We start from the raw sequence: 26,578 nt of genomic DNA, 5'->3' as shown, positions 1-26,578 counted from the left end.
TCAGGCGCTGGCCGCGGCGACGAGCGCGCGGGCCGGGATGCGCAGCGACCCGTCGGGCTGGGCGAAGGCCGCCAGCTCGGCGTCCACGGCGTCCCGCAGCGCGTAGTGCTCGGCCGGGCTGAGCTTCGCCGTCGTCGACCGCAGGCTCGGCGAGCAGTGGAGCTGCTGCTCCCACCAGGTGTCGGTGTCGGCGGCGGTGAACGCGAAGTCCAGCGGCTCGACCTCGACGTCCTCGAACCCGACACCCCACAGGAGGTCGGCGAGCTGCTCGGGGTCCGGGAGCGCGAACGGGCCCGGCTCGCCGCCGCCGGACGCGGGCACGGCGCCGAGCCGCACGAGCAGCCGGCCCATGCTCCACGGGTTGTGCTCGGCGGCCGCCCAGGTCGCGATCGCCAGGCGCCCGGCGGACTTGAGCGTGCGGCGCGCCTCGCGCAGCGCCGACTCGGGGTCCGCGAGCAGCATGATCCCCCAGCGGCAGAGGATCGCGTCCAGGGACGCGGCGGGACGGTCGATCCACTCGGCGTCCATCGGCTCGAACTCGACGTTGTCGAGCCCGAGCTCGGCGGCACGCGCCTTCGCCACCTCGACCATCGCGAGTGCGGTGTCGGTGCAGACGAGCGTGCCGCCGGGGCGGATGAGCTCCGCGGCGAGAAAGCCGGTGTCCCCCGGCCCGGCCGCCAGCTCGAGCACGGTGTGCCCGGGCTGCGGCCGGATCAGCTCGACCATCCGGTGGGAGACCGGTGCGGCCGCTCCCTGGAAGGCCGCGCGCGCCGCCGCCCAGCCGGCCGCCGCGTCCTCCCAGCGGGCGCGGCTGTCGGCGCGGAAGGCGTCGGCCTCCTCCGGGGGGATGCTCACCGCGGCGTCACGAGACCTTGACGGTGAACGTGACCTTGACCGGCTCGGACGTCGTGCCCGTCGCGTCGGTGGCGCGCACGAGCAGCTCGTACGTGCCGGCCCGCAGCTTCGGGAACGCCGTCGACTTGAGGTTGTACGCCCAGCGCCCGTCCTTGACCGCGACGTTCGTGTACCGCGGCTTCTTGCAGGACAGGACCTTGAACGCGGCCGTCTTCACGTCGAAGAACGTGCACGAGCCGGACTGCGCGCTCGTGGCCGTCTTCTTCGTCGTCTTCGGGGCGAGCTTCACGCGACGGATCGCGATCTGTACGCCGCCGATGCCCGACGCGTCCTGCGCCGTGCCGGAGAAGGCGACCTTGCGGGCCTTCTTCGTCGTCCGCCTGACGGTCTTGCCGTTGCGGCGCGTCGTGGTCGTGCGGACCGTGTAGAGCTTCACCGTGGCGTTCGCCTTCGGCGCCGCGATCGTGACGGTCGGCGGCGTGCCGTCGGAGCCCGCCCCGGCGCCACCGACGTTCACCGTCACCGAGGCGAGGGTCGTGGAGATCGCGTCCTGCCGGTCCACCACGACGAGGCGCGTGGTGTAGGAGCCAGCCTTGGCGTAGGCGTGCTGCACGGTCGGGGTGACCGTGGAGACGCGCGGCGAGCCGTCGCCGAAGTCCCAGGCGTAGCTCTTGATGCCGCCGCCGGCCAGCGCCTCGGGGTCGACCGACTTCGAGCCGTCGAAGGTCACGGTCTCGTTGATCGCGTAGTCGGTCTTGGCCACCGCGATCGACGGGGTCGGCGGCTTGTTGTAGTACTCGTCGGCGCCGCGGTCGGCGGCCGGCGCGCCGACGCGCGGCTCGCCGTCGACGTCGGTCGTGGACTCGCCCTCGACCTGGGCGCCCGCCTTGTCGATCGCCGGCGAGCCGACGCGCAGGTGGAAGTCCTCCTTGCCGGGGTCGGCGAACAGCGCCTCGGGCTGGTTGCTCTCGTTGCCCGACGCGGTGATCGTCACGCCGCCCGCAGAGGTCGCCGTCGCGGCGGCGTCGGAGTTCTTCACGTCGATCGCGACGGTGGGGCCGGTGAGCAGCAGCGGCACGCTCGGGGCGGCCTCGCCGGTGATCGAGCCCTTCACGATCGAGCGGTCGACCTTGACGTCGACGTTGCCGACCGAGCCGCCGAGGACGGCGGCGGCCTGCGCGTCGACGGCGATGCCCTTGGCCGACCCGGCGACGGTGACGTGCCGCAGGTCGAGCGCGATGTCGCCCGCGGTGGCGGCCAGGCCACTGGCGATCGTGACGTTCACGCCCGCGCCCGTGGTGCCGCCGGAGAAGATCGACGAGTCGGCCCGGAGCACCTTGTCGACCGCGCTGGAGGCCGTGGAGCTGACGAGCAGGCCGTCGGCGGCGGGACGCTGCGCGTTGGCCGTGCTGCGGACGATGCGGTTGGGGACGCCCGCCGCGGCGCCGGTGAGCTGGATCGCCGGGCCCTGCTCGGGGCCGGAGATGACGAGCGTGTCCTCGATCACCAGCGAGGACGCGGCGCCGCCCTTGAGCGCCGCCTGCGTCTGGCCGCTGGTGCCGCTGGGCTGGTTGATGATGAAGGACTTGCGGACGGTGACGGTGCCGCCGACGGCGTCGTCGACGAGCAGCGCCGGGGCGTCCTCGCCGCTGGCGGCGGCGCGCGCGAGGAACGAGGAGTCGAACGTCGTGCCGGTCGCGCTGACCCGGACGACCGGGCCGCCCTGCGCCTGCCCGCTGAGGAAGAGGTTCTTCAGGACGGTGCCCTCGCCCGTGCCCGCGGTGCCGTTGCCGACCCGCAGGACCGGCGTGCCGGCCGCCGTGCTCGAGGTGGTGACGACCGCGCCGCCCGGCTGCGCCTCGATCGTGACGTTCTTCTTCGTCACGACGATCGGCGCCTCGACGTACGGCGTCCTGCTCGCCTTCAGGGAGATCGTGTCGCCGTCGGCGACGGCGGCGTTCGCGTCGGCGATCGTCCGGCAGACGTTCCCGGCGCACCCGGCGGGCGCGGCCTGGTCGACCGTGAAGGTGGTGGCGGCGGAGGCCGTGGCGGGCAGCGCGAGGGCGCTGCCGGCGACGACGAGGAGCTTGCTGACCCGTCCTGGCATAGCGGGGGATGCTAACCGCGCCCGCAGCGGAACGCGCCGGGAAACGCAGATCAGTCCAGCGCGCGCCGCAGCAGCTTCCCGGACGCGGTCCGCGGCAGCGGCGTCGGACGCAGCTCGACGGTCTTCGGGACCTTGTGCCCGGCCAGCAGCGACCCGCAGTGCTCGCGCAGCTCCGCGGCGCTGGGATCGGTGCCCGGGCGGGGCACGACGACGGCGACGACCGCCTCGCCCCACTCCGGGTCCGGACGGCCGAGCACGGCGGCCTCGAGCACGGCGGGGTGCCGTTCGAGCGCGGCCTCCACCTCCGCGGGCGCGACGTTCTCGCCCCCGCTGATGATCGTGTCCGCGGTGCGGCCCACGACCGTGAGCCGTCCGTCGCCGTCGAGGCGGCCGAGGTCGCCGGTGCGCAGCACGCCGTCCTCCCCCGCGGCGCTGCGCGACACCGTCGGTCCGGCGAGCAGGATCTCGCCGTCGTCGGCGACCGTCACGCGCGTGCAGAACAGCGGCGGGCCCGCGTCGGGCTGCGGGTCGCCCGGTCGCTGGATCGTCGCCATCGCGGTGCTCTCGGTCATCCCGTAGGTCTGGGCGACCGGGACCCCGGCCGCCCGGGCGCGCTCGACGAGGACCGGCGGGATCGGGCCGCCGCCGGCGACCGCGGCGCGCAGCCGCGGGGGCTCGCGCAGCCCGGCGTCGAGCAGGCGCGAGAGCGTCGTGGCGACGACGCTGATGACCGTCGGGCCGTCCGCCGCCGCCAGGCGGGCGGCGATCCGCTCCGCGTCGAAGCCGTCGTGCACCTCCGCGGTCGTCCCGGCGATCGCCGACCGCACGAGGATCGACAGGCCACCGACGTGGTTGAACGGGAGCGCCGAGAGCCAGCGCTCGTCCGCGGGGTGCCCGATCGCGGCGGCGCTGCCCTGGGCGGCCCACAGCAGGTTGCGCAACGTCAGGACGACCGGCTTGGGCGTGCTCGTCGTGCCGGAGGTGTGCAGCAGCACCGCGGCGTCGTGCTCGTCGCGGGCGAGCGGGTCGGGGGCGGTCAGCACGCGGGTCGGCAGCGGCTCGTCGACGACCAGGACGCACGATCCGGTCTGGTGCGCGACCTCCGGGGCGGCGAGCTTCGGCGACACCGGGACCGCGGTCGCGCCCAGTCGCAGCACGCCCCAGAACGCGGCCGCGAACGCCGGCCCCGGCGGGAGCAGCAGGCCGACGCGGTCGCCGGGCCGCACGCCGCGTCCGGCCAGCGCACCGGCCGCCGCCCCCGCGAGCCGGTCGAGCTCCGCGTACGGCACGCCCTGGAGCGCCTCCACGTGCGGACGCGCGCGCGCCGAGCGCCGGACCCAGCAGCCGATCTGCATGTCCCAGAGGCTAGCCTCCAGGGCATGTCAGTCACCTGGACCGAGGCCGCACCGGACGCGCAGTACACGGACATCCGCTACGAGAAGGACGGTGCGGGGATCGCGAAGATCACCATCGACCGGCCCGAGGTCCGCAATGCGTTCCGCCCCAAGACCCTGATCGACGTGGGCGACGCGCTCGAGCGCGCCCGCGAGGACCAGGAGGTCGGGGTCATCATCCTCTGCGGCGAGGGCCCGCACGCCTTCTGCTCCGGCGGCGACCAGAACGTCCGCGGCGACACCGGCTACATCGAGGAGGGCGCGTCGGTCGGGCGCTTCCACGTCACCGACCTGCAGGTCCAGATGCGCCGCCTGCCCAAGCCGGTCATCGCGATGGTCGCGGGCTACGCGATCGGCGGCGGCCACGTGCTGCACCTCTGCTGCGACCTGACGATCGCCGCCGACAACGCCCGCTTCGGGCAGACCGGCCCGCGCGTCGGCTCCTGGGACGGCGGCTTCGGCGCCTCGCTGCTGCGCGACCTCGTCGGACCGAAGAAGGCGAAGGAGTTCTGGATGCTCTGCCGCCAGTACGACGCCCAGCAGGCCCTCGACATGGGGCTCGTCAACACGGTCGTGCCGCTCGAGCGCCTCGAGGAGGAGACCGTCGCCTGGTGCCGGGAGATGCTCGCGCTCTCCCCCTTCGCGCTGCGGCTGGTGAAGTCGAGCTTCCACGCGCACGAAGACGGCTACGCCGGCATCCAGCAGCTCGCGCACGACGCGAACCTCCTGTTCTACGGGGCGCCCGAGGCGCAGGAGGGCCGCGACGCCTACAAGGAGAAGCGCACCCCGGACTTCTCGAAGTTCCCGCGCCGCGCATGAGCACCTCGATGAGCCCGGTGCGCATCTGGGTCATGGCGGCCCGGCTGCGCACGCTCCCCGCCGCCGTCGCACCCGTGCTCGTCGGCACCGCCGTCGCCGTCCAGGCGACCGACGACCTGCGGATCGGGACGTTCGTCGCCGCGCTGCTGGGCGCGATCTTCATCCAGGTCGGCACGAACCTCTCCAACGACTACTCCGACGCGCGGCGCGGCGCGGACACCGAGGACCGCCTCGGTCCCGTGCGGGTCACCGCGGGTGGCCTGGTGCCGCCCCAGCGCGTGCTCGTGGCGACCTACGTGACGTTCGGCCTGGCCGTCCTGTGCGGCGTCTACCTCGTGGCGGTCGCCGGCTGGGAGCTGCTCGTCGTCGGCGTGCTGTCGATCGCCGCCGGGGTCCTGTACACGGGCGGCCCGCGGCCATACGGGTACGAGGGTCTCGGCGAGGTCTTCGTGTTCCTGTTCTTCGGCGTCGCCGCGGTCGCCGGGTCGACGTTCGCGCAGATCGAGGAGTGGCCCTGGGAGTCGCTCGTTCTCGCGGTGCCGGTCGGCCTGCTCGCCAGCGCGATCCTCGTCGTCAACAACGTGCGCGACATGGACACCGACAAGCGCGTCGGGAAGCGGACCTCCGCCGTGCGGCTGGGCCGCGAACGCTCCCGGGACCTGTTCGCCGCCATGGTCTACCTGTCGTTCCCGGCGGCGCTCATCCCGTGGATCGGCGGCTCGCTGGGCCCCGCGACGCTGCTCGTGCTGCTCGCGCTGCCGCTGGCCGTGCCGCTCGTGCGGACGGTCCGCACGCACACCGACGGGCCGACGCTCAACGGGGCGCTCGCGCAGACCGGCCAGGTCCAGCTCGTGTTCTGCGTGCTGCTCTCGGCCGGGATCCTGCTCAGCTGAGCGGGCCGCTCGGGTAGGTTCGTCGCACCGTGCTGGACGTCTCGGTCGACACCGTCGAACTGCCGCTGCGCACCCCGCTGCGCACCGCCTGGGGAACGCTGCGCACGCGCTCGATCCTCGTGCTGACGATCGTCGGCAGCGACGGGGTCGTCGGGCGCGGCGAGGCCGCCCCGCTGGAGCCCTACGACGGCGTGCCGTTCCCGGCGGTCGCCGCCGCGCTGGAGCAGTACGCGGAGATCCTGCGCCGCTCCCGCGGTCGCAGCGGCGCCGGGCTCGTCGACGCGTGCCGGGACGCGGTCGACCTCCCGCAGGCGCTCGCCGCGGTCGACATGGCGCTGTGGGATCGCGCCGGGCGCCGCGAGGGCCGGCCGGTCGCCGCGCTCCTGACCGACCGCGCCGCCGCCTCCGTGCCCGTCAACGCCACGATCGGCGCCGACGACCCGGACGCCGCGGCCCGTGCGGCCGCGGCCGCGGTCGAGGCGGGCTTCGACACCGTGAAGGTGAAGGTCGGGGTCGGCGACGACCTCGCGCGGCTGCAGGCGATCCGGGCCGCCATCGGCGACCGGCTCGCGCTGCGCCTGGACGCCAACGGCGCCTGGTCGGTCGACGAGGCGGTCGCGCGGATCGAGGAGCTCGCCACCGTCGGCCTCGAGCTCGTCGAGGAGCCGGTCCACGGCGTGCCGCAGCTGCGGGAGGTGCGCGAGCGCGTCCCGGTGCGGATCGCGATGGACGAGACCGCCGCGCTGCCCGGAGCGGTCGGGGCCGGCGCCGCGGACGCGATCTGCCTGAAGGTCTCGCGCGGGGGCGGGATCGGCGCGCTGACCGTGCAGGCGGCCCTGATCCGCGCGGTCGGCGGCGAGCCGTACCTGGCGTCCACCTACGACGGGCCGCTCGGGATCGCGGCCGCGGTCCACGTGGCGGCCGCACTGGGCGTCGAGACGCCGTGCGGCCTCGCGACGCTCGACGCGTTCGACCTGCCGATGCCGGCCGCGCTCCTGCCGGTCGACGGGCGCATCGCCGTGCCCCCGGGGCCCGGGCTGGGCGTCGACGGGCCGCTCGGCTGAGCGCGCCGCTCAGCCGCCGCGCAGGACGGCGGCGACCGCTGCGGGCGCCTCGCGCAGCAGGCCGTGCCCGGCCCCGTCGAGCACGTGCAGCCGGGCCTGCGGGAGCGCCGCAGCGAGCCGCTCGCCCAGCGCGCGGTACTTCGCGTCGCGGCCACCGACGACGACGTCGACCGGCAGGTCCAGGGCACCGAGACGGTCCCAGAGCGCGGGCACGCGACCGGGCGAGAGGCCGCGCAGCACCGCCGCCAGGGCCTGCGGGTCACCGGCGCGGACCTCGGCCTCCTGCGCGGCGCGCACCGCGGGCGGATCGTCGGCGAACAGCGGCTGCGCCGACCAGCGCGCCGCGAACGCGTCGAGGCCCCCCGCGAGGAGCGCGTCGGCCAGCCGGTCGTCGGCGGCGCGCCGCGCCGCACGCTCCTGCTCGTCGGCGATCCCGGCGGTCGTCGCGACGAGCACCAGCCGCGAGAACCGCTGCGGTGCGGCCACCGCGGCGTGCAGCGCGACGCGGCCTCCGAGCGAGTAGCCGGACAGACCGACCGGTCGGTCGGGCAGCGCGCCGAGCACGTCGGCGACGCACGCCTCGACGTCGACCGGACGGACGTGCGCCCGGTCCCCGTGCCCGCGCAGGTCGAGCGGGAGCGCCGGATAGGCTTCGCCGCCCGCGGCCGCGCGCACGGCGTCCCACGACGCCCGGGAGCCGGCGAACCCGTGCAGGAGCACCATCGTCATGACCGCCACCGTAGACATGTACCTCCTGCTCCGCGCCTTCGTGGACGAGCTCGTCCGCGGCGGGGCCTGCGCCGCGGTCACCTCCCCGGGCTCCCGCTCCACCCCGCTGGTGCTGTCGCTCGTCCGCGACGGGCGCCTGCCTTGCGTCTCGAGCATCGACGAGCGCTCCGCCGGGTTCCTCGCGCTCGGGATGGCGAAGGCCAGCGGCCACCCCGCGGTCCTCGCGTGCACGTCGGGCACGGCGGCCGCGAACTACCTGCCCGCGGTGATCGAGGCGCACGAGTCGGGCGTGCCGCTGATCGTCCTCACCGCCGACCGCCCACCGGAGCTGCGCGCCACGGGCGCGGGCCAGACGATCGACCAGCTGAAGCTCTACGGGAGCGCCGCGCGCTGGTTCCAGGAGGTCGGCGTCCACGACGCGACGCCCGAGCGGCTGCGCTGGATCCGCGCGCTCGCCGGCCGGGCGATCGCCGTCAGCGTCGGCGCGGGCGGCCCGGCCGGCCCGGTGCACCTGAACTGGCCGCTGCGCGAGCCGCTCGTGCTGGACGGCCCGCTCCCCGAGCAGGAGCCGGGCGGTGGCGGCCGCGCCGACGGGCGCGCCTGGGTGTCCGTGGCGACCGCGCCGACGGACCCCTCGGGCGCCGTCGCCCCCGTCGCGGGCCTCGCGCGCGCCGCCGCCCGCGGCCTGATCGTCGCCGGCCGCGACGAGGCGGTCCCGGCGGGTGGCTGGCGCTCCCCCTCCCCGCTCGCGGCCGCGGTCACCGCGCTGTCGGAGGCGACCGGCTGGCCGGTGCTGGCCGACCCGCTCTCCGGCGCGCGCACCGGCCCCGGGGCGATCGCCCACTACGAGGCGCTCCTGCGGCACGAGCCGTTCGCCCGGGAGCACCGGCCCGCCGTCGTCCTGCGCGTCGGCGACCTGCCGACCTCCAAGCCGCTGCGCGCCTGGCTGGCGGGCCTCGAGGCCGTGCAGGTCGCCGCCGACGAGCGGCTGCGCTGGCAGGACCCCGACCAGGTCGCGGACCTCGTCCTCCCCTACCCGGCGGCCCAGACGCTCGCCGCGCTCGCCGCCGCGGTCACCGCGGGCCGGGACGAGCCCGTCGACGGGACGTGGCGCGCCGCGTGGCGCGATGCGGACGCGCGCGCCGCGAGCGCGATCGCGCAGACGCTCGGGGAGGAGCTGACCGAGCCGCGCATCGCCGCGGAGCTCACGGCGTCGCTGCCGCCCGAGGCGACCCTGGTGGTCGCCGCCTCGATGCCGATCCGCGACGTCGAGTGGTTCGCCCCCGTGCGGGACAGCCCGGCGCGGGTGCTGGCCAACCGCGGCGCCAACGGGATCGACGGGACGATCGCCACCGCCTACGGCGTCAGCGCGATGAGCGCCGGGCCGACCGTCCTGCTCGTCGGGGACGTGACGCTCGCGCACGACATCGGCTCGCTGCTGACCGCGCGGCGCACCGGGATCCCGCTGACGATCGTGCTGCTCGACAACGGGGGCGGCGGGATCTTCGACTTCCTCCCGGTCAGCGGCGAGCAGGACGCCTACGAGGCGCACGTCCTCACCCCCACCGGGCTCGACCCCGAGAAGGTCGCCGACCTCTACGGGCTCGCGTACCAGCCCGTCCCGGACCTCGCCGCGCTGAAGCTCGCGCTCGAGGCGTCGCTGGAGTTCCACGGCACCGCGCTGCTGCACCTGCGCACCGACCGCGCGCGCAACGTCGAGCTGCACCGGCAGGTCTGGGACGCGGTGGCCGCCGTCCTCTAGCGGTCAGAGCGCGAGGACCGGGAGCAGCGCCTGCAGCTTGATCTCGGTCTCGGCCAGCTCGGCGGCCGGGTCGCTGTCGCGCACCACGCCGACGCCGGCGAAGCAGCGCGCGACGCCCCCGGTCAGCAGCGCCGAGCGCAGCGCGACGCAGAACTCCCCGTCCTCCCCCGTGTCCGCCCAGCCGACCGGACCGGCGTACCAGCCGCGGTCGAACCCCTCGAGCTCCGGGATCATCGGCGCGGCCACGGGCAGCGGCTCGCCGCCGACAGCGGGCGTCGGGTGCAGCAGCCCGGCCAGCTCGATCACGCCGACGTGCGAGGCGAGCTGCGCGCGGATCGGCGTGCCGAGGTGCTGGATGTTCGCGACCTTCACGACGATCGGCTCCTCTGCCGACGTCACCCAGACGCTGTGCGGGGCGAGCGTGCGCTCGATGCGGCGCGTGACGATCGCCTGCTCCTCGCGGTCCTTGGTCGAGCGCAGGAGCGCCTCGCCGAGGTGGTCGTCGACCGCCGGGTCGGCGCTGCGCCGCGTCGACCCCGCGAGCGCGAGCGTCCCGGCGCGCAGGCCGTCGCGCTGGATCAGCAGCTCCGGGCTCGCGGCGAGGAACGCGCTGTCGCCGCGACCGGCGCAGACGATGTAGCAGGACGGGAACGCGTCGCGCAGGACGCCCAGCACGCCGCCCGGGTCGTGCGGGGCGGCGCCCGGACCGGTGTGCACCTGCACCTCGCGCGCGAGGACGACCTTCTGCAGGCGCCCCGCCCGGATCCGCTCGACCGCCCGCTGCACCGCGCCCTCGTAGTGCTCCGGCGGCATCGTGCTCGCCACCCGGGTCCGTGACACGGGCGACGGGTCGAGCACCGGCGGCGGCGCGTCGCGCAGCTCCCGCAGCCGGGCGTCGAGCCGGGCGAGCACGTCGGCGACGTCGTCGTCGGCGTGCACGAGCGCGGTGACGGTCAGCCGCAGGTCGCCGCCACGGCGGACGATCGCGACCTCCGGGACCTGCAGCGACGCGGGCGCGAAGCCCTCCCAGTGCGGAGCGCGCCCCCCGTCGGGCGCGAAGGAGAACCCACCGACCGCGACCGGGCCACTGCCCCGCGGGCCGTCCCCGCGCGGATCGCAGACGGCGTCGGCGGCCAGTCGCCGCCAGCGGGCGGCCACGGCCGCGAACCGGTCCTCGCCGTGGGCCTCGAGCGCCACCGCGCAGCCGAGCGCGGTCAGCGCGGCGCCGTCGCGGTCGGGCTGCTCGAACACGAACCACGGCTCCCCGGACCGGCGGGAGGCGACGACCGTGCCGGTCGGGTCGACGTCCGGCGGCAGCGCCCACGTCGCGGCGGCGAGCACCGCCCCACTGCGGACGGTGCGGGCACGGCGACCGGCGATCTCGAGGTGGTGCTGCAGCCGCGCGCGATCGCCGGGGGCGGGCAGGAAGGGGCTCGCGTCGGTGTCGGTGGCGGTGTGGCCGAGGACGGTGCGCATCCCCTGCACATTCTAGAAGGCCGCCGTCGGCGGCCCGGGTCAGGCGGCGCGCGTCAGCTCGATCGGGCGCGTCGCCCTGCGGCGGCCCGTCGTCACGACGATCTGCGCCTCGGTCCGGCGGGCGCGCAGCCGCGCCAGCGTGGCGCGCGCCTGCTCCGGCACGCGGGCCCGCACGCGGAAGGTGCCCGCCGCCGTGACGGTCCGGCGCGCGGTGGCGAGGGTGACCGTGCGGCCGCCGACGCGCGCGACGAGCCGGACCGCGTACGTGCCGGGGCGGTCCGCGTCGACGCTGACGAGCAGCCCGTCGCGGCGCACCGTCGCGACGCGGGCGGCGGGCTTGGCGCGCACGGCGAGCGGGACCGGCCCGGTCATCGAGGGCGGCAGCGCACTGGACGGGCTCGCCGGCGCCCGGAACGGGCCGGTGACCTCGAACGTCATGCCGGTCGCGACGCCGCCGCGCTGCGAGCTGAAGTACAGCCGCCGGCCCGACGGGTCGAAGGTCACGCCCGCGATCTCGGTCTCGGCGCCGTGCAGCGGCCCGCTGAGCTGCAGGAACGGCGCGACCTCGCGCTGCGCGGTCACGAGGACGACCTGGAGGTCGTCGGCGTCCTCCCCGACGAAGAGGTCCCCGGACGGGGCGTGGACGCAGATCGCGTCCGGGTCCTTCAGCGGCGCCTGCGGACCGATCGCGACCCCGTCGTAGAGCAGCGCGAGCCGCTCGGTCGCGCACTCGTACGCCCAGACGCGGTCGTCGCGGGTCGAGGTGAAGTACACGACCCCGGTGTCGAACCACATGCCCTCGCCGCGCTGGAACTTCAGGCTCTCGGGCACCTGCCGGCGGGTCGGGGTGCCGCGCTGGAACAGCGGGTCGGGGACCGGCACCCAGCGGATCGTCTCGCCCCGGCCCGGCGTGGCGATCTCGAGGATCCCCGCGGACAGGTCGGGGTAGCGGTCGGGGGTGAAGCGGTAGAAGCCGGAGTCGCCCTCGTCCTCGGTCATGTAGAGGCGCTTGCCGACCGGGTCGACGACCGCCGCCTCGTGGGTGAAGACGCCCAGTGCGGGCCGCACGACGGCGCGCTGGGCGCCGAGCGGGTCGCACTCCCAGACGCGGCCGGTGTCGATCTCCTCGCAGGAGAGCCACGTCCCCCACGGCGTCGAGCCGCCACCGCAGTTCGTGCTCGTGTTCGCGAGGATCCGGCGGGCGCCGGTGACGCGGCCGTCGCGGTCGAAGGAGACCGAGGAGACGCCGCCGACGGCGGGGATCTCCGAGTTGACGGTCAGGACGTAGCCGCCGTCGGGCTGCGCGAACGTGGCGGCGCCGTCGGGGAACGGCGGCCACACGTAGGTGGTTCCGAGGACCGGGGTTCCCGCCGCGGCGATCAGGCGCGAGGAGAAGCCCTGCGGCAGCGCGATCCCCAGCGGGTCGGCCGCGCCGAGCGGCCCGTACGGTCCGACGCCCGGGGTCGCGGGCGACTGGGCCAGCGCCTGCTTCCAGAACGCGGGTCCCATCGCCAGGGCTCCCATGGTGAGCGCGGTCCCGCGGAGGAACCCGCGCCGGTCGACGACGTGCGGCATGGGGCCAGCATCCCACCGCGGCCCGGGGCCGCGGTGAATGCCTGGTGAACGGTCACGTTCAGGCGGGTCGGGGCGGGCCCCCGACCCGACCGGGCCGCGGGACTAGGTCTCCTGGCGGCCGCGCGCGATGGCGATCTCGCCCGTGCGCATCATCTCGATCAGGCCGAACGGGCGGACCATCCGCTCGAACGCCGCGACCTTGTCGGTCGTGCCGGTGATCTCGATGATGATCGACCGCTTGCCGACGTCCACGACCTTGCCGCGGAAGATCTCGCAGATCTGCAGCACCTCGGCGCGCGCGGTGCCGTCGGCGGCGACCTTGAAGAGCGCGAGCTCGCGGGCGACCGTGTCGGCCGGCTCGAGGTCGCGGATCTTCAGCACGTTGATGAGCTTGTGCAGCTGCTTGGTGACCTGGTCGATCGGGTGCAGCGCCCCGTCGACGGTGAGCGTCACGCGCGAGATCTGGTCGTCGTCCGTGGGGCCGACGGTCAGCGTGTCGATGTTGAACCCGCGCCGGGCGAACAGGCCCGCGATGCGGGTCAGGACGCCGGGCTTGTTCTCGACGAGGATCGACAGGACGTGCTTGCGCCCCGTCATCAGGCCGCCACTGGCCTCGAGCTCCTCGAGGCTCAGCAGCTGGTCCTTGGTTCCGGGCTCACCCATCGCTCAGCCCACCATGTCCCGCGCCGCGGCGCCCGGGGCGATCATCGGGTAGACGTTCTCCTCGGCGGTGACGCGCGCGTCGACCACGACCGGGCCGGGGACCGCGAAGGCCGCCTTCAGGTCGTCGACGAGCGTGGTCTTGTCGGTCAGGCGCACGCCGTGGCAGCCGTAGGCCTCCGCGAGCTTCACGAAGTCCGGGAACTGGCCGAGGTCGACCTGCGAGTAGCGGCGGTCCCAGAACAGCTCCTGCCACTGGCGGACCATGCCGAGGTAGCCGTTGTTGGAGATCACGACCTTGACCGGGATGCCCTCCTGGGCGCAGGTCGCGAGCTCCTGGGCGTTCATCTGGATCGACCCGTCACCGGAGATGCAGACGACGGTCTTGTCCGGGCACCCGATCGCCGCGCCCATCGCGGCCGGCAGGCCGAAGCCCATCGTGCCCAGGCCACCGGAGTTGATCCAGCGCCGCGGCTCCGGGAAGTCGTAGTACTGGGCCGTCCACATCTGGTGCTGGCCGACGTCGGACGTGATGATCGCGTCGCCGCCGGTGGCCTCGTAGACCGCCTGGATCAGCCGCTGCGGCTTGATCTCCGTGCCCTCGCTGTCGTCGTAGCGCAGCGGGTAGCGGGTCTTCCACTCCTCGATCCGGCCGTTCCACTCGTCCAGCCGGCCGCTGTCGGCGTCCAGCGCGCGGTACTCCTCGACGAGCTTCGCCAGGACCGACTTGCAGTCCCCGACGATCGGGATGTGCGCGGGGATGTTCTTGCTGATCTCCGCGGGATCGATGTCGATGTGGATGAACTTCGCGCGCGGGGCGAACTCGCTGAGCTTGCCGGTGATCCGGTCGTCGAACCGGGCGCCGACGCAGCAGATGAGGTCCGCCTCGTCCATCGCGTAGTTCGCCGCGCGGGTCCCGTGCATGCCGAGCATGCCGAGCCACTGCGGGTCGGGCGCCGGGAACGCCCCGAGGCCCATCAGCGTGCAGGTGCACGGGAAGCGGTCGGCCCGCACGAGCGCGCGGAGCTCCTCGCTGGCGTTCGCGTTGACGACGCCGCCACCCGCGTAGATCACGGGACGGCGCGCGGCGGCGAGCGCCTTGGCGGCCTGCCGGATCTGCTTGGTGTTGCCCTCGGTGTTGGGCTGGTAGCCCGGCAGGCGCACGTCGGTGACCGGCTCGTACGGGATGTCCACGCGCGAGAGGTCGGTCGGGATGTCCACGACGACGGGGCCCGGGCGGCCGGTGCGCGCGAGGTAGAACGCCTCGTGCAGCGCCCGCGGGATCTCCGTCGGGTGGGTGATCATGATCGAGTGCTTGACGCCGGGCATGGTCATGCCCATGACGTCGGCCTCCTGGAAGCCGTCGGTGCCGAGCAGCTCGGTGCGGACCTGACCGGTGATGAAGACGACGGGGACCGAGTCCATCATCGCGTCGACGATCGGCGTGATCAGGTTCGTCGCGCCCGGGCCGCTGGTGCCCAGGGACACGCCGACCCTTCCGGTCGCCTTGGCGTAGCCCTCGGCCGCGTGGCCGCCGCCCGCCTCGTGGCGGACGAGGACGTGGCGGATCCCGGCGTCGTACAGGGCGTCGTACGTCGGGATGTTGGCGCCGCCGGGAAGCCCGAATACGACCTCGACGCCCTCTGCCTTCAAGCACTCCATCACTGCGTCAACTGCACGCATGCTGCGCTCAACCTCCTTCCGACATGACTCGCGGGACTCGATGAGATGACGAGAGCCGCACCGGGGCGGCTCTCAGAGCGACGAGTGTACCAACGGGTTTGGGCGTCGCCGCGCCCCGCACGGCGCGCTTCAGCGCGTGGCCGCCGAGACCTCGGTCGTGTAGTCGAGCTCGTTGCCGCAGCCGACGCACAGCGCGTCGTGCAGCATGCACTCGCGGCCGCAACGCGGGCACGGCCGCCGCGGCTCCTCCCCGTCGTTGCGGTAGGCCATCGCGACGAGCAGCCCGATCCCGGGCACGATCGCCCCGATCATGAACCACAGCGTCACCGAGCTGCCCTTCGTGCGGCCGATCACCGCGGTCGCGATGCCGAAGGCGACCGCGAGGAAGATGTAGATGCTGCCGCCCACGCGATCCTCCGGGTCAGAGGGTCCGCAGCGCCCAGACGACGGCGACGAGCGCGAGGACCACGGCGAGCATCGTGGCGACGCCCGCGACGATCCCGATCACGATCTTGAAGAGGACCCAGGCAGCGACCGCGAGGACGAGGATCGCGAGTGCACGCTGCTTCAGCGAACTGCGGGACTCGGACATGGATCGAGGGTACTACGCGGCTCCCCCCGGCCTCTCGGGAACGGGCCGGGGCCCGCCGTGACGCCGATCCCCATCATCGTCACGGCGGGCCCATGGTCGGCCCACAACACCCTCAGGAGGAGAGAGCGGTCAGTGCTCGCGTCGGTCAGCGCCCTGCCGGGTGTCACCGGCCGGCCGGGTGCTGGCGAGCTTCGCGAGCCGGTAGCGCCGGATCTTCGGCGCGTACGGCGAGCGGTCCTGCTGCTCGGTGATCGCCAGCAGCTGGAGCCGGCTGATCGCGTTGGCGTGGCTGCTGGAGGTCATGGACAGCATGGTGCCGGGACCCCGCTCTCAGCGGCATGGGCAGCCGGTCGGGAATCCCTGCGGTGTCCTTCGCCCTGCGGTCGAACGCCGTCGCCGCGTCAGTGCGCGCGGGCGATCGCGCCGGCGGCGTCGAGCGCCGGCCGCATCGGCGCCGGGATCCGGCGGCGCACCCGCCAGCGGGCCCCGGAGAACGAGTGGTTGGCGACGGTCGCGAACCCCGCCTCGTCCTCGCGCAGCGCCAGCAGCAGGTGCGAGATCCGGTCGGCGGACGGCAGGTCCGGGTGGTTGACCCGGATGCAGTAGCAGTGCACGCGCCGGCCGCGGTCGCGGACCAGGAGCGCCCCGCCCTCCCCCAGCAGCCAGACGCCGAGACGCCCACGCTCGAGCACGAGGCCGGTCCGGGCGTGCAGCTCGCGGGCCTCGTGCCCGACGAGGTCGCCGAGGAGGCCGAGCGCGGTGCGCTCCGGGCCGTCGGCCGCGCGCCGCTTGGGCCGCACGACGTTCGCCCCGCGCTGCGCGTAGAGCTCGGGGATGATCCAGCCCTGGGCGAACGCCATCAGCGCCACCGGCGCGGTGAGCGGCTCGACGAGCAGCAGCACGATCCCGGTGACGGTGAACGGGATCACGTAGCCGAGCGTCGAGAGCGTCCAGCCGTGCCCGCGGCGGCGGAGCTGTCGCTCGTCGACCCGCGGGCGCCACGAGACGGACGCCGTCTCCGGGAGGACGGCGTCGGCGGGCTTCGCGGAGGTGCTCACCCGCCGGAGATCGGCAGGCGCATGATCACGAGGTCGGCGTCGATCGGCAGCTCGCGGACCTGCTCGGCGTGCCCCTCCCCGGTCGAGACGATCGCGTAGTAGCCGCGGTCGAGCTCGGCGCGGAAGGCGGTCGCGGCCGCCTCGATCGCGGCCTCGTCGGTCGCGGTCCACTCGGCGAGGGTGGTGTGGCCGGTGCGGTCCATGCGGACGAGTCGTGACATGTCCCGATGGTACGCCCCGCGGCCGGGCGCGTCACGCCCCTGGCGCGCCCGCGCCACGTGCACCGGTGGCGGCAGGCCGCGCGGCGGCCGGCGCGGACCTGGGTCAGTCCCGGGCGGCGGCCAGCCGCGTGAGGGTGGCGCGTGCGACGGCGGCGAACGCCGGATCGTCGTCGCGGTGCGCGACGTGCACGATCGTCGCGAACACCAGCGCCCAGCCGCGCGCCCGGTCCTCGAGCGCCGGATCGACCGGCCCGTAGGCCGCCAGGAACGCGGCCTCGTGCGCCGCCGGGACGGTCGTCCACCGGGCGGAGAGGTCGACGGCCGGGTCGCCCGCGCAGAGGTCCCCCCAGTCGAGGACCGCGGCGAGGTCGCCGTCGGGGCCGGTGAGGACGTTGCGGACGTGCACGTCCCCGTGGATCCAGTGGCATCCCGGCGCGGGCGGTGCGGCGCAGGCGCGCTCCCAGACCCGCGCGAGCGCCCCGGTGTCGGTCCCCGGCGCGGGACCGCCGGCCGCGGCGAGGAGCGGCAGCGGCGCGGGCCGCCGGGCGACGTGCCCGTCGCGGTGCGGGTTGGCCGGCGCGTCCGGCGGGGCCGCGACGTGCAGGCGCGCGAGGACCGCCCCGAGCCGCCGTGCCCCGGCGGCGGACAGCGGCCGCCGGTCGGCGGTGCTGCCGGGCAGCCACGGGGCGACGTGCCAGCGCCAGGGGTAGCCGGGGGCGGGCTCGCCGAGATGACGCGGGACCGGCACGGGCACGCCGAGGCGATCGGCGAGCTGCGGCAGCCAGCGCTGCTCGTGCTCGACGAGCGTCGCGCCCAGGGCGCGGCGCGGCAGCCGCACGACGAGGTCGTCGCCCAGGCGCCACAGCTCGTTGTCCCAGCCCGATCCCGCGTGGCGCAGCGGACGCTCGGCGAGCCCGGGGTGCTGCGCGCGCAGCAGACCCCGGACGAGCGCCTCGTCGATCGCGACCTCGGCGGGCGGGACCGCGGTCAGAGCCCGAGGGTGCTGCGGACGATCCTCGTCACTTCCTTGCCGTCGGCGCGGCCCTTCGTCTCCTTCATCACGAAGCCGATGATGACCCCCATCGGCTTCATGTCGCCGCCTCGGAGCCGCTCGGCGATGTCGGGGTTCGCGTCCAGGGCGGCCTGCACGACCGGGACGAGCTCGTCCTCCCCGCCGACCGCGCCGAGGCCGAGCGCCTCGACGACCTGCGCCGGATCGCCACCCTCCGCGACGAGCTGGTCGAGGACCTTCTTGGCGCCGGTGATCGTGACCGCCCGGGCGGCGACCAGGTCGGCGAGCGCCGCGAGGGCGTCGGCCGGGACCTTCGAGTCCGCCGGGTCGCTGTCGGCCTCCAGGCGCTGCAGCAGCTCGTTGGCGACGAGGTTCGCGACCGCGACGCCGTCGGCCTGCGTGGCCGCGGCGGCCGCCTGCTCGTAGTAGTCGCCCAGCTCCGGCCGCCAGGCGAGCAGCTTGGCGGTGTCGGGGTGCAGGCCGAGCGCCTCGAAGCGGGCGGTGCGCGCCGCGGGCAGCTCCGGGAGCGCGGCCTTCGCGCGCTCGAGCATCTGCGGCGTGATCGTCACCGGCGTGAGGTCGGGCTCGGGGAAGTACCGGTAGTCGTGCGCCTCCTCCTTCGAGCGCATCGACGTGAGGCTGCCGGTCTGCGGGTCGAAGTGCAGGGTCTCCTGCTCGACCTTCTCGCCCGCGCGGACGAGCCCGACCTGCCGGGCGACCTCGGCGCGGATGCCCTGCTCGATGAACCGGAACGAGTTCATGTTCTTCAGCTCGGTCTTCGTGCCGAGCTCGGTCGACCCGGCGGGGCGGATCGAGATGTTCGCGTCGCAGCGCAGCGAGCCCTGGGACATGTCGACGTCGCTGACCCCGATCGTCTTCAGGGTCGTGCGCAGCAGCCGCAGGAACTCGCCCGCCTGCTCGGCGGAGCGGATGTCGGGCTCGGTGACGATCTCGGCCAGCGGCGTGCCCGCGCGGTTGAAGTCGACGACGCTCGTCGTCGAGCCGTCGATGCGGCCGCTGGAGCCCCCGTGGATCGTCTTGGCCGCGTCGTCCTCGAGGTGGACGCGGTGGATCGCCACGCCGCCGAGCTCGCCCGCGCCGCAGAGCGGTTCGTCGTACTGGCTGATCTGGTAGCCCTTGGGCGAGTCGGGATAGAAGTAGTTCTTGCGGTGGAAGATCGACCGCGGCGCCAGCTCGCAGCCGAGCGCCATGCCGATCAGCAGGCCGAGGTGGATCGCCTCCGCGTTGGCCACCGGCAGCGCCCCGGGCAGGCCCAGGCACGTCGGGCAGGTACGCGTGTTGGGCTCCTCGGCGAACCCGAGCAGGCACGAGCAGAACATCTTCGTGCGGGTCTTCAGCTGGACGTGGATCTCCAGGCCGATGACGGTCTCGAACTCGGTCATGCCGCGCCTCCCTTCCGCGCGACGGAGCCGTCGAAGCCCAGCGCGCCCTCCAGCGCGAACGCGGCGTCGAGGATGCGGTTCTCGCTGAACGCGGGACCGGCGAGCTGCAGCCCGACCGGCAGGCCCTCCGAGAGGCCGCACGGGATCGAGATCGCCGGGACGCCGGCGAGCGAGAACGGCACGGTGAAGTAGTCCTCCAGGTACATGGAGAGCGGGTCGTCGGTCTTCGACCCCAGCGGGAACGCGACGCCCGGGGTCGTCGGGGTGACGATGAGGTCGACGTCGGCGAACGCGGCGTCGAGGTCGCGGCGGATCAGCGTGCGGACCTTCTGCGCCGACGCGTAGTAGGCGTCGTAGTAGCCGCTGGACAGGGCGTAGGTGCCGATGAGGATGCGCCGCTTGACCTCGGGGCCGAAGCCGTCGTGGCGGGTCCGGGTGTACATCGACAGGAGGTCCGGCGCCTCGGTCCGCAGGCCGTAGCGGACGCCGTCGAAGCGCGCGAGGTTGCTCGACGCCTCCGCCGGGGCGAGCACGTAGTACGCGGCGATGCCGTACTCGGCGTGCGGGAGCTCGACCTCGCGGATCTCCGCGCCGAGGTCCCGTGCGGTCTGGAGGGCGGCGTCGAACGCGGCACGGACACCGGGCTCGATGCCGTCGCGCTCGACGTCCTTGGGGACCCCGAGCGTGATGCCGTCCAGGCGCTGGGCGGTCGGCAGGACGGTCGCCTCCGGGAGGCCGACCGAGGTCGCGTCGCGCGGGTCGCGCCCGTGCATGTGCGCGTAGAGCAGCGCGGTGTCGGTGACGTCGCGCGCGAACGGGCCGGCCTGGTCCAGCGACGACGCGAAGGCGATCATCCCGAAGCGGCTGCAGGCGCCGTAGGTGGGCTTCAGGCCGACGATGCCGCAGAGCGCGGCCGGCTGGCGGATCGAGCCGCCCGTGTCGGTGCCCAGCGCCCACGGCGCGAGCCCGGCGGCGACCGCGGCGGAGCTGCCGCCCGAGGAGCCACCGGGCACGCGCGTGGTGTCCCACGGGTTGCGGGTGGGACCGAAGGCGCAGTTCTCGGTGGAGGAGCCCATCGCGAACTCGTCCTGATGGGTCTTGGAGAGCAGGCTGGAGCCCGCGTCCTGGAGCCGCTGCACGACCGTCGCGGTGTAGGGCGGCAGGTAGCCCTCGAGGATCTTCGAGCCCGCCTGGGAGGGCACCCCCTCGGTGCAGAAGAGGTCCTTGACGGCGAGCGGCAGGCCGCGCAGCGGCTGCTCGCGCAGGGCGGCGAGGTCGGCGGGGGCGGCGTCCGCGACCCAGCTCAGCGCGCCGAGGTCCTCGGCGGCGCTGGCGGCGCGGTAGGCCTCGAACAGGTCCGCGGGATCGAGCTCGCCCGCGTCGATCGCGGCGATCGCCTGCGCCGCGCTGAGATCGAGGATGTCGCTCATGCCTGCGGGCTCGGGACGCGGTAGCCGTCGTCGGCGACATCGGGCGCCTGGGAGAAGGCGACCTCGCGCGGCAGCGACTCGTGCGGGACGTCGGGCCGCAGCGCGCTGTCGATGTCGACGACGTGCGCGGTGGGCTCGACGGCCGAGAGGTCGAGCGCGCTGAGCGTCTCGATGTGGCCGAGGATCTTGGACAGCTCGCCGCTGGCCTTCTGCACCTCGTCCTCGGAGAGCTCGAGGCGGGCCAGGCGCGCGACGTGGAGGACCTGCTCACGATCGATCATGCGTGACGCAGGGTACGTGAGCGGACCGGGGCCCCGCCGTCAGGGGCGTCGGGACGCGGCCACGGCGGCGAGCCCCGTGGCGGCCGCGAGCACGGCGAGCGCGACGGCCAGGGGCGGCTCCCGCTGCACGACCTCCCGGCCGAGCCCGAGGTCGGGCGGGGCGACGACGAACCGCAGCACGAGCGCGAGCAGCGCCAGCACCCCGAGCGGCGCGACCGCCCGGCCGGCCGGGGCGGCGAGCGCGGCGATGACGAACAGCCCCAGCGGGACGATCGCGAGCCCGGCGGTCGCGACGGCGCTGCCGGAGCCCTCGACCAGGAAGGAGCCGCCCTCCTGCGCCGTGCCGGTCGGCGGGAGCACCGCCCGGTCGAGGTCCTAGCTGATCCACTCCGGGACGCAGAGGCCGACGAGCAGGACCGCCAGCAGCCGGACGGCGAGCTCGACGCGGCTCACGCCACCGCGTCGGCGGGCGGAGCGGGGCGCGGCTCGAGGTCCGGCGCGGCGCTGTAGGGCGCGGACTGGCGCTCGTCCTTCATCGTGATCCAGCCCCCGGCGGCGCACAGCACGACGCCGAGCAGCGACAGGTAGGCGCCGAGCTGCAACGTGACGTTCTCGTCGCCCAGTCCGGCGTCCGGCTGGAACAGCGCGAGCCGCAGGAGCGTCAGGACCGAGACGAGGATCCCGAAGAACGCGGTCGCGACCGCGCTGGCCATCGTCAGGCCGACCGGCTCGACCGCCACGGTCAGGACCACGAGCGTCAGCGCGAGCGCGGCGACGAGCAGCAGCAGCGCGATCAGCGCCCAGCCGGCGATGTCGAAGCCGGCGACGCCGACGCCCCCGGCGAAGGCATCAGCGCCGACCGACCGGGTGAACACGGCCTCCGGGACCTCCACCCAGTCCAGGAACAGCGACACGACCACGACGGCCGCGCCGATCAGCGCCAGCGCCTCGCCGACCCGGATCCGGTTGAGCTGCATCAGGCGACCCCCGCCTGCGCCCGCGCCGCCTCCAGCGTGTTGCGCAGCAGGAACGCGATCGTCGTCGGGCCCACCCCGCCGGGCACCGGCGTGATCGCCGAGGCGACCTCGGAGGCGGCCGCGAAGTCCACGTCCCCGGTGAGCTTGCCGTCCAGGCGGTTCATCCCGACGTCGACGACCACGGCGCCCGGCTTGACCCAGTCGCCCTTGACGAGGTGCGCGACCCCGACCGCCGCGATCAGGACGTCCGCGCCACGGCAGGTCGCCGCGAGGTCCTTCGTGCGCGAGTGGCAGATCGTCACCGTGGCGTTGTGCTGCAGCAGCAGCTGCGCCATCGGCTTGCCGAACAGGTTCGACCGGCCGATCACGACGCACTCCGCGCCCTGCAGCTCGGTGCCGGCCTCCGCGAGCAGCTCGATCACGCCCGACGGGGTGCACGGCCGCAGCCCCGGCATCCCGAGCGCGAGCCGCCCGGCGGAGGCGATCGTCAGCCCGTCGACGTCCTTCGCGGCGGAGATCGCGTTGGTGATCTCGACGCCGTCCAGGTGGCCCGGGAGCGGCAGCTGGCACAGCACGCCACTGACCTCCGGGTCGGCGTTCAGCTGCTCCACGAGCGCCAGCAGGTCCTCGCGGGAGGTGTCGGCGGGCAGGCGGTGGTCGAAGCCGCGGATCCCGACCTCGGCGCACGCCTTCTGCTTGCCGCCGACGTACACGGCGGACGCCGCGTCGTCGCCGACGAGGATCGTGGCCAGCCCGGGCGGGGTCCCGCCCCGCTGCGCGGTGAACTCCGCGACCTCCGTCGCGACCTGGGCGCGGACCCGGGCCGCGACCGCCTTGCCGTCGATGATGCGAGCGCTCATGTGGCGCCGAGGGTACGCGACCCGGCGGCGCGGGCGCGGTCAGGCGATCGTCTCGCGCAGCCCCGCGGCCGCCTTGTCCCCGATGCTCTTGAAGGACAGCTTGAGGATCGGGTCGAGCAGGCGCAGCGGGCCGCGGAAGACGAGATCGGCGTCGTAGGTGACCTCCGAGCCGCTGCCGTCGGCCGACGGCGAGACCGAGATCTCGTCGACCGAGATCACGAGCGCGTTCGTGCCCCGGAGCACGAGCCGGCGGGCGGCCGCGTCGTACTCGGTGATCTCGTAGACGAGCGAGGACTCGCGCAGCGACTTCACGGTGATCTTGAAGCGCGACCCCAGGCCGATCGGCCCGTCGTCCAGGCGCTCGCCCCGGACGACGCCGGGGTCCCACTCCTGGGCGTTGGTGAAGTCGGCCATGTAGGCGAAGGCGGCGTCCGCGTCACGGGAGGACGGGACGGTGGCGACATAGCGGGCCATCAGACGGGCTCCGTTCCTGCGAGGCGATGGACGGCGTCCCAGAGTCTCGTCCGGTCCTCCTCGCGTTCGCGGGTCATCGGGACGCGGTGGGTGGGGCGCGTGCGGCGGTCGTGCCAGAAGCGCCCGGTGGTGCGCAGCGGCTCGTCGGCGGCGCCGAGCCAGACGATCGTGTCGGCCCCCTGGTCGGCGTCGCGCAGCAGCGGGCCCATGACCTTGTTGAAGCGCGGCAGCGAGGTCTCGACCCCGGGGGTCGCGACCCAGCCGGGGTGCATGCTGTGGACGACCACGCCCGCGGGCCGCAGGCGCTCCCCCCACTGCTCGGTGAGGATCACCTGCATGCGCTTGGTGTGGGCGTAGACGGCGGCGCCGTCGAAGTCGCCGTGCTCGGCCTGGAGGTCGTCGACGTCGAGCTTGGCGGTGTACATGCCGCCCGAGGAGACGTTGATGATCCGCGACGGCGCGGTGGCCACCAGCCGCGGCAGCAGCCCCTCGGTCAGCGCGACCATGCCGAGGACGTTCGTGGCGAAGGTCAGCTCGTGGCCGTCGACGCTGAGCTCGCGCGCGGGCGGCAGGACGCCCGCGTTGTTGACGAGCACGTCGACCGCCGCCTCCCGCTCGACGATCGTCGCGGCGGCGGCCTTGACCGACTCCAGGGACGCGAGGTCCCCGACGACGACCGCGACCTCGCTGTTGCCGGTCGCGGCGCGGATCTCGGCGGCGGCGCGCTCGCCGCGCTCCTGGGACCGGGCGATCAGGACGACGCGCGCGCCGAGCGCCGCGAACCGCTGCGCGGCCGCGCGACCGATCCCGGACGTCGCGCCGGTCACGACGACCGTGCGGCCGGTCAGCGCCGGCAGGTCCTCGGCCCAGTCGCGCTGGCGCAGCGCGTAGCCGGTCTTGGTGTAGCCGGGCAGGACCGTGAGGTCGAGCGCGCGGTCGATCAGGGTGGCAACCATGCAGATGATGTCCGGGCGCCAGGCCCGGCGGGATCACCGCTTCGTGATCGGCGCGTACTCGGCCATGAGCTTGCGCTCCGAGCCGTCGCCCGCGAACCGGATCACGACGACCCCGCCCGGCTCCACGCCGGTGACGACGCCCTCGCCGAACGCGGCGTGCACGACGTCGTCCCCGGTCATGAACGAGGCGCCGCCCGCGCCGCCCCGGTCGCGCTCGGCCGCCGCGGACCCGGATGCCGCCGAGCCCCACGACATCGCGCGGGGCCGGGTCGCCTGCCCGCCGCCCAGGCCGCTCCCGTACGAGGGCTGCGGGGTGTCCTCGTCGAGCAGGTGCGACGGGATCTCCGACAGGAACCGGCTCGGCAGCCCGTACGTCGTGCTGCCGAACACCGCGCGACGCCGCGCGTAGGTGAGCGTGAGGTCGCGCATCGCCCGGGTGATCCCGACGTAGAAGAGCCGGCGCTCCTCCTCGAGGGTCCCCTCGTCGAGCGAGCGCGAGTGCGGGAAGACGCCCTCCTCGCAGCCGACGATGAAGACGATCGGGTACTCGAGCCCCTTCGCGTTGTGGAGCGTCATCAGCGTCACGAGCGACTCGTCCTCGCTGCGCGCGTCCGCGTCGGCCACGAGCGAGATCTGCTGCAGGAACGCGGCGAGGTCGGTGTCGCCGGGCGGGCGGGTGTCCCCCATCGCGTCGAACTCGCGGCCCACCTCGACCATCTGCTCGAGGTTCTCCAGGCGGCCCTGCGCCTCGATCGTCCGCTCCGCCTCGAGGAAGTCGATGTAGCCCGACTCGTGCAGGACCGCGTCGAGCAGGTCCCCGATCGGGACGCCGTCCTGCGCGCGCGCCCGCAGCGACTGCATCGTGTCCATGAACCGCGTGAACGCCTTCACCGCCGCAGCGCCGAGACCGGGCACGGAGGCCGGGTCCTCGGCCGCCTCCCAGACGCTGATGCCCTGCGTCTCCGCGTGCGCGATGACCCGCGACAGCGAGGTCTGGCCGATCCCGCGACGGGGCGAGTTGACGATCCGCGTGAACGACACGACGTCCTGCGGGTTGGCGAGCACCTGCAGGTAGGCGACCGCGTCCTTGACCTCGGCGCGCTCGTAGAACTTCGTCCCGCCGATCACCTGGTAGCCGACGTCCCGGCGCACGAGCGTGTCCTCGATGACCCGCGACATCGCGTTGGTCCGGTAGAAGACCGCGATCTCCGACCGGGAGACCCCCTCGTCGATCAGCCGCTCGATCGCGCCGACGACGTAGCGGGCCTCCGCGTGCTCGTCGTCGAGCTCGCGCAGCGCGATCGGGTCGCCCTGCCCGAGCTGCGTGAAGAGCGTCTTCTCCATGCGGCCGCGGTTGTAGGCGATCACGCCGTTGGCGGCGTCGAGGATCGTCTGCGTGGAGCGGTAGTTCTCCTCGAGCTTGATGACGTCCGCGGTCGGGAAGTCGTCCTGGAAGTTCAGGATGTTCGTGATGTCCGCGCTGCGGAACGAGTAGATCGACTGGTCGGGATCGCCGACGGCCATCAGCTGCTGATGGCCGTCCTCGCCGCCGGCGAGCAGCTGCAGCCACCGGTACTGGGCGTGGTTGGTGTCCTGGTACTCGTCGACGAGCACGTGCCGGAAGGTCTGCGTGTAGCGCGCCCGGACCTCCGGGAACAGCTCCATCACGTTCACCGCGCGCACGAGCAGGTCGTCGAAGTCCATCGCGTTCATGCGGTGCATCTCGCGCTCGTAGTGCTCGTAGACGTCCGCGACGGTCTGCTCGAAGTAGCCGCCGACGAGCTGGCGATAGCCGTCCGCGTCGCGGAGCTTGTTCTTCGCGTCGGAGATCTGGTGGTGGACCGCGGCGGGCGTGAACCGCTTCGTGTCGACGTCGAGGTCGTCGAGGCACTTCTTGACCATCCGGCGCGTGTCGGACTGGTCGTAGATCGTGAAGCCGCGCGTGTACCCGAGCCGGTCGGCCTCGGCGCGCAGCATCCGCACGCACGCGGAGTGGAACGTCAGCACCCACATCGCACGGGTCGAGCGGCCCAGCAGCAGCTCGACGCGCTCGCGCATCTCCTGCGCGGCCTTGTTCGTGAACGTGATCGCGAGGATCTCCCCCGGGCGCGCCTGCCCGGTGCGCACGAGGTACGCGATCCGGTGGGTGAGCACGCGGGTCTTGCCCGAGCCCGCGCCGGCGAGCACCAGCACCGGTCCGCCCGGGTGCTCGACCGCCGCCCGCTGCTCGGGGTTCAGGCCCTCGAGCAGGCCGGAGACGTCGGGGTGCAGGGGCGCGTCGGGCATCCTCTCCGAGG

General features: G+C 74.4%; 27 protein-coding genes. 4 read left to right on the top strand and 23 right to left on the bottom strand.

The features are described 5' to 3' along the window. From C7Y72_RS22350 to C7Y72_RS22340, 3 genes are read right to left on the bottom strand one after another with little or no spacing between them, the layout of a single operon-like run. Complete coding sequence (locus C7Y72_RS22350) at positions 1-855, bottom strand: class I SAM-dependent methyltransferase (RefSeq protein WP_107571430.1); 855 nt, start codon at positions 853-855, stop codon at positions 1-3. Positions 856-862: 7 nt separating this feature from the next. Continuing rightward, entirely contained in the window at positions 863-2,962 is a 2,100-nt protein-coding gene (locus C7Y72_RS22345) for a PKD domain-containing protein (RefSeq protein ID WP_107571429.1), read from the bottom strand. A 50-nt stretch (positions 2,963-3,012) separates the two neighbouring features. Then, the gene (locus C7Y72_RS22340) at positions 3,013-4,317 is read right to left on the bottom strand and encodes a class I adenylate-forming enzyme family protein (protein WP_107571428.1); all 1,305 of its coding nucleotides are present in this window, start codon (positions 4,315-4,317) and stop codon (positions 3,013-3,015) included. Between the two features lie 24 nt (positions 4,318-4,341). Here C7Y72_RS22340 and menB point away from each other — a divergent pair, with 24 nt between their 5' ends. The 3 genes from menB to C7Y72_RS22325 are packed head-to-tail and all read left to right on the top strand — an operon-like array spanning position 4,342 to position 7,132. Continuing rightward, a complete protein-coding gene (menB, locus tag C7Y72_RS22335; protein ID WP_107571427.1) occupies positions 4,342-5,175 on the top strand; it encodes a 1,4-dihydroxy-2-naphthoyl-CoA synthase in 834 nt (277 codons plus the stop codon). Continuing rightward, positions 5,172-6,068 carry a 1,4-dihydroxy-2-naphthoate polyprenyltransferase gene (locus tag C7Y72_RS22330; protein WP_107571426.1) on the top strand — a complete coding sequence of 299 codons (897 nt, stop codon included), beginning with the start codon at positions 5,172-5,174 and terminating at the stop codon, positions 6,066-6,068. The genes menB and C7Y72_RS22330 overlap by 4 nt, the downstream gene beginning before the upstream one ends. Positions 6,069-6,097: 29 nt before the next feature. Next, positions 6,098-7,132, top strand: a complete 1,035-nt coding sequence (locus C7Y72_RS22325; RefSeq protein WP_107571425.1) for a mandelate racemase/muconate lactonizing enzyme family protein — start codon at positions 6,098-6,100, stop codon at positions 7,130-7,132. Positions 7,133-7,141: 9 nt separating this feature from the next. On the opposite strand, the gene C7Y72_RS22320 is transcribed toward C7Y72_RS22325, so the two are convergent. Beyond that, positions 7,142-7,861: an alpha/beta fold hydrolase gene (locus tag C7Y72_RS22320; protein WP_158277007.1), complete on the bottom strand. Its 720-nt coding sequence runs from the start codon at positions 7,859-7,861 to the stop codon at positions 7,142-7,144. Between C7Y72_RS22320 and menD the strand changes: the two genes are divergently transcribed. Next, positions 7,860-9,623 carry a 2-succinyl-5-enolpyruvyl-6-hydroxy-3-cyclohexene-1-carboxylic-acid synthase gene (menD, locus tag C7Y72_RS22315; protein ID WP_107571423.1) on the top strand — a complete coding sequence of 588 codons (1,764 nt, stop codon included), beginning with the start codon at positions 7,860-7,862 and terminating at the stop codon, positions 9,621-9,623. The genes C7Y72_RS22320 and menD overlap by 2 nt on opposite strands. Positions 9,624-9,626: 3 nt before the next feature. Here menD and C7Y72_RS22310 read toward each other — a convergent pair whose 3' ends face one another. The 19 genes from C7Y72_RS22310 to C7Y72_RS22235 all read right to left on the bottom strand — a co-directional run bounded on the left by C7Y72_RS22310 (position 9,627) and on the right by C7Y72_RS22235 (position 26,567). Beyond that, a complete protein-coding gene (locus C7Y72_RS22310) occupies positions 9,627-11,099 on the bottom strand; it encodes an isochorismate synthase (protein WP_107571422.1) in 1,473 nt (490 codons plus the stop codon). A 39-nt stretch (positions 11,100-11,138) separates the two neighbouring features. Next, positions 11,139-12,674, bottom strand: a complete 1,536-nt coding sequence (locus C7Y72_RS22305; protein ID WP_107571421.1) for an alkaline phosphatase PhoX — start codon at positions 12,672-12,674, stop codon at positions 11,139-11,141. Between the two features lie 102 nt (positions 12,675-12,776). Continuing rightward, complete coding sequence (gene ilvN, locus C7Y72_RS22300; protein ID WP_146175503.1) at positions 12,777-13,271, bottom strand: acetolactate synthase small subunit; 495 nt, start codon at positions 13,269-13,271, stop codon at positions 12,777-12,779. A 69-nt stretch (positions 13,272-13,340) separates the two neighbouring features. Continuing rightward, a complete protein-coding gene (gene ilvB, locus C7Y72_RS22295) occupies positions 13,341-15,017 on the bottom strand; it encodes a biosynthetic-type acetolactate synthase large subunit (protein WP_107571419.1) in 1,677 nt (558 codons plus the stop codon). Between the two features lie 129 nt (positions 15,018-15,146). Beyond that, positions 15,147-15,425 (bottom strand): hypothetical protein, encoded by a 279-nt coding sequence (locus C7Y72_RS22290; RefSeq protein WP_107571418.1) that lies wholly within the window; start codon positions 15,423-15,425, stop codon positions 15,147-15,149. 13 nt (positions 15,426-15,438) lie between these two features. After that, positions 15,439-15,609, bottom strand: coding sequence for a hypothetical protein (locus C7Y72_RS23655; RefSeq protein ID WP_154732333.1), 171 nt, complete (start codon positions 15,607-15,609; stop codon positions 15,439-15,441). A gap of 129 nt (positions 15,610-15,738) precedes the next feature. Continuing rightward, the gene (locus tag C7Y72_RS23650) at positions 15,739-15,912 is read right to left on the bottom strand and encodes a hypothetical protein (RefSeq protein ID WP_158277006.1); all 174 of its coding nucleotides are present in this window, start codon (positions 15,910-15,912) and stop codon (positions 15,739-15,741) included. Positions 15,913-16,010: 98 nt separating this feature from the next. Continuing rightward, positions 16,011-16,667, bottom strand: coding sequence for a hypothetical protein (locus C7Y72_RS22285; protein WP_146175499.1), 657 nt, complete (start codon positions 16,665-16,667; stop codon positions 16,011-16,013). Then, positions 16,664-16,888: a hypothetical protein gene (locus C7Y72_RS22950; protein ID WP_146175498.1), complete on the bottom strand. Its 225-nt coding sequence runs from the start codon at positions 16,886-16,888 to the stop codon at positions 16,664-16,666. Before C7Y72_RS22950 ends, C7Y72_RS22285 begins: the two co-directional genes overlap by 4 nt. A 103-nt stretch (positions 16,889-16,991) precedes the next feature. Continuing rightward, complete coding sequence (locus tag C7Y72_RS22280; RefSeq protein ID WP_284690363.1) at positions 16,992-17,786, bottom strand: phosphotransferase; 795 nt, start codon at positions 17,784-17,786, stop codon at positions 16,992-16,994. An 89-nt stretch (positions 17,787-17,875) separates the two neighbouring features. Further along, positions 17,876-19,303, bottom strand: a complete 1,428-nt coding sequence (gatB, locus tag C7Y72_RS22275) for an Asp-tRNA(Asn)/Glu-tRNA(Gln) amidotransferase subunit GatB (RefSeq protein ID WP_107571416.1) — start codon at positions 19,301-19,303, stop codon at positions 17,876-17,878. Further along, positions 19,300-20,733: an Asp-tRNA(Asn)/Glu-tRNA(Gln) amidotransferase subunit GatA gene (gatA, locus tag C7Y72_RS22270; RefSeq protein ID WP_107571415.1), complete on the bottom strand. Its 1,434-nt coding sequence runs from the start codon at positions 20,731-20,733 to the stop codon at positions 19,300-19,302. The genes gatB and gatA overlap by 4 nt, the downstream gene beginning before the upstream one ends. Then, entirely contained in the window at positions 20,730-21,014 is a 285-nt protein-coding gene (gene gatC / locus C7Y72_RS22265) for an Asp-tRNA(Asn)/Glu-tRNA(Gln) amidotransferase subunit GatC (protein ID WP_107571414.1), read from the bottom strand. The genes gatA and gatC overlap by 4 nt, the downstream gene beginning before the upstream one ends. A gap of 39 nt (positions 21,015-21,053) precedes the next feature. Next, entirely contained in the window at positions 21,054-21,374 is a 321-nt protein-coding gene (locus C7Y72_RS22260) for a hypothetical protein (RefSeq protein WP_107571413.1), read from the bottom strand. An 89-nt stretch (positions 21,375-21,463) separates the two neighbouring features. Then, the gene (locus tag C7Y72_RS22255) at positions 21,464-21,991 is read right to left on the bottom strand and encodes a hypothetical protein (protein WP_107571412.1); all 528 of its coding nucleotides are present in this window, start codon (positions 21,989-21,991) and stop codon (positions 21,464-21,466) included. Continuing rightward, on the bottom strand, positions 21,991-22,851 hold the full coding sequence (gene folD / locus C7Y72_RS22250; RefSeq protein ID WP_107571411.1) for a bifunctional methylenetetrahydrofolate dehydrogenase/methenyltetrahydrofolate cyclohydrolase FolD: 861 nt from the start codon (positions 22,849-22,851) through the stop codon (positions 21,991-21,993). Before folD ends, C7Y72_RS22255 begins: the two co-directional genes overlap by 1 nt. Positions 22,852-22,890: 39 nt before the next feature. Next, a complete protein-coding gene (locus C7Y72_RS22245) occupies positions 22,891-23,325 on the bottom strand; it encodes an SRPBCC family protein (protein WP_107571410.1) in 435 nt (144 codons plus the stop codon). Beyond that, positions 23,325-24,281 (bottom strand): SDR family NAD(P)-dependent oxidoreductase, encoded by a 957-nt coding sequence (locus C7Y72_RS22240; protein WP_107571409.1) that lies wholly within the window; start codon positions 24,279-24,281, stop codon positions 23,325-23,327. Before C7Y72_RS22240 ends, C7Y72_RS22245 begins: the two co-directional genes overlap by 1 nt. Positions 24,282-24,314: 33 nt before the next feature. Beyond that, complete coding sequence (locus C7Y72_RS22235) at positions 24,315-26,567, bottom strand: ATP-dependent helicase (protein WP_107571408.1); 2,253 nt, start codon at positions 26,565-26,567, stop codon at positions 24,315-24,317. Positions 26,568-26,578 lie beyond the last annotated feature (11 nt).

Source organism: Paraconexibacter algicola, assembly GCF_003044185.1.
GTDB classification, from domain to species: Bacteria; Actinomycetota; Thermoleophilia; order Solirubrobacterales; family Solirubrobacteraceae; genus Paraconexibacter; species Paraconexibacter algicola.
This window is presented reverse-complemented; position numbering and strand designations above follow the sequence as displayed.

Bases quoted from the DNA above. Each gene is read 5' to 3' on its own strand.
- ilvN (WP_146175503.1), bottom strand. From the start codon at position 13,271: ATGACGGGGCGCAAGCACGTCCTGTCGATCCTCGTCGAGAACAAGCCC.
- C7Y72_RS22340 (WP_107571428.1), bottom strand. From the start codon at position 4,317: ATGCAGATCGGCTGCTGGGTCCGGCGCTCGGCGCGCGCGCGTCCGCAC.
- C7Y72_RS22245 (WP_107571410.1), bottom strand. From the start codon at position 23,325: ATGGCCCGCTATGTCGCCACCGTCCCGTCCTCCCGTGACGCGGACGCC.
- gatB (WP_107571416.1), bottom strand. From the start codon at position 19,303: ATGACCGAGTTCGAGACCGTCATCGGCCTGGAGATCCACGTCCAGCTG.
- menD (WP_107571423.1), top strand. From the start codon at position 7,860: ATGACCGCCACCGTAGACATGTACCTCCTGCTCCGCGCCTTCGTGGAC.
- C7Y72_RS22310 (WP_107571422.1), bottom strand. From the start codon at position 11,099: ATGCGCACCGTCCTCGGCCACACCGCCACCGACACCGACGCGAGCCCC.
- C7Y72_RS23650 (WP_158277006.1), bottom strand. From the start codon at position 15,912: ATGACCTCCAGCAGCCACGCCAACGCGATCAGCCGGCTCCAGCTGCTG.
- C7Y72_RS22950 (WP_146175498.1), bottom strand. From the start codon at position 16,888: ATGTCACGACTCGTCCGCATGGACCGCACCGGCCACACCACCCTCGCC.
- C7Y72_RS22330 (WP_107571426.1), top strand. From the start codon at position 5,172: ATGAGCACCTCGATGAGCCCGGTGCGCATCTGGGTCATGGCGGCCCGG.
- ilvB (WP_107571419.1), bottom strand. From the start codon at position 15,017: ATGCGTGCAGTTGACGCAGTGATGGAGTGCTTGAAGGCAGAGGGCGTC.
- gatA (WP_107571415.1), bottom strand. From the start codon at position 20,733: ATGAGCGACATCCTCGATCTCAGCGCGGCGCAGGCGATCGCCGCGATC.
- menB (WP_107571427.1), top strand. From the start codon at position 4,342: ATGTCAGTCACCTGGACCGAGGCCGCACCGGACGCGCAGTACACGGAC.
- C7Y72_RS22345 (WP_107571429.1), bottom strand. From the start codon at position 2,962: ATGCCAGGACGGGTCAGCAAGCTCCTCGTCGTCGCCGGCAGCGCCCTC.
- folD (WP_107571411.1), bottom strand. From the start codon at position 22,851: ATGAGCGCTCGCATCATCGACGGCAAGGCGGTCGCGGCCCGGGTCCGC.
- C7Y72_RS22255 (WP_107571412.1), bottom strand. From the start codon at position 21,991: ATGCAGCTCAACCGGATCCGGGTCGGCGAGGCGCTGGCGCTGATCGGC.
- C7Y72_RS22235 (WP_107571408.1), bottom strand. From the start codon at position 26,567: ATGCCCGACGCGCCCCTGCACCCCGACGTCTCCGGCCTGCTCGAGGGC.
- C7Y72_RS22305 (WP_107571421.1), bottom strand. From the start codon at position 12,674: ATGCCGCACGTCGTCGACCGGCGCGGGTTCCTCCGCGGGACCGCGCTC.
- C7Y72_RS22240 (WP_107571409.1), bottom strand. From the start codon at position 24,281: ATGGTTGCCACCCTGATCGACCGCGCGCTCGACCTCACGGTCCTGCCC.
- C7Y72_RS23655 (WP_154732333.1), bottom strand. From the start codon at position 15,609: ATGTCCGAGTCCCGCAGTTCGCTGAAGCAGCGTGCACTCGCGATCCTC.
- C7Y72_RS22320 (WP_158277007.1), bottom strand. From the start codon at position 7,861: ATGACGATGGTGCTCCTGCACGGGTTCGCCGGCTCCCGGGCGTCGTGG.
- gatC (WP_107571414.1), bottom strand. From the start codon at position 21,014: ATGATCGATCGTGAGCAGGTCCTCCACGTCGCGCGCCTGGCCCGCCTC.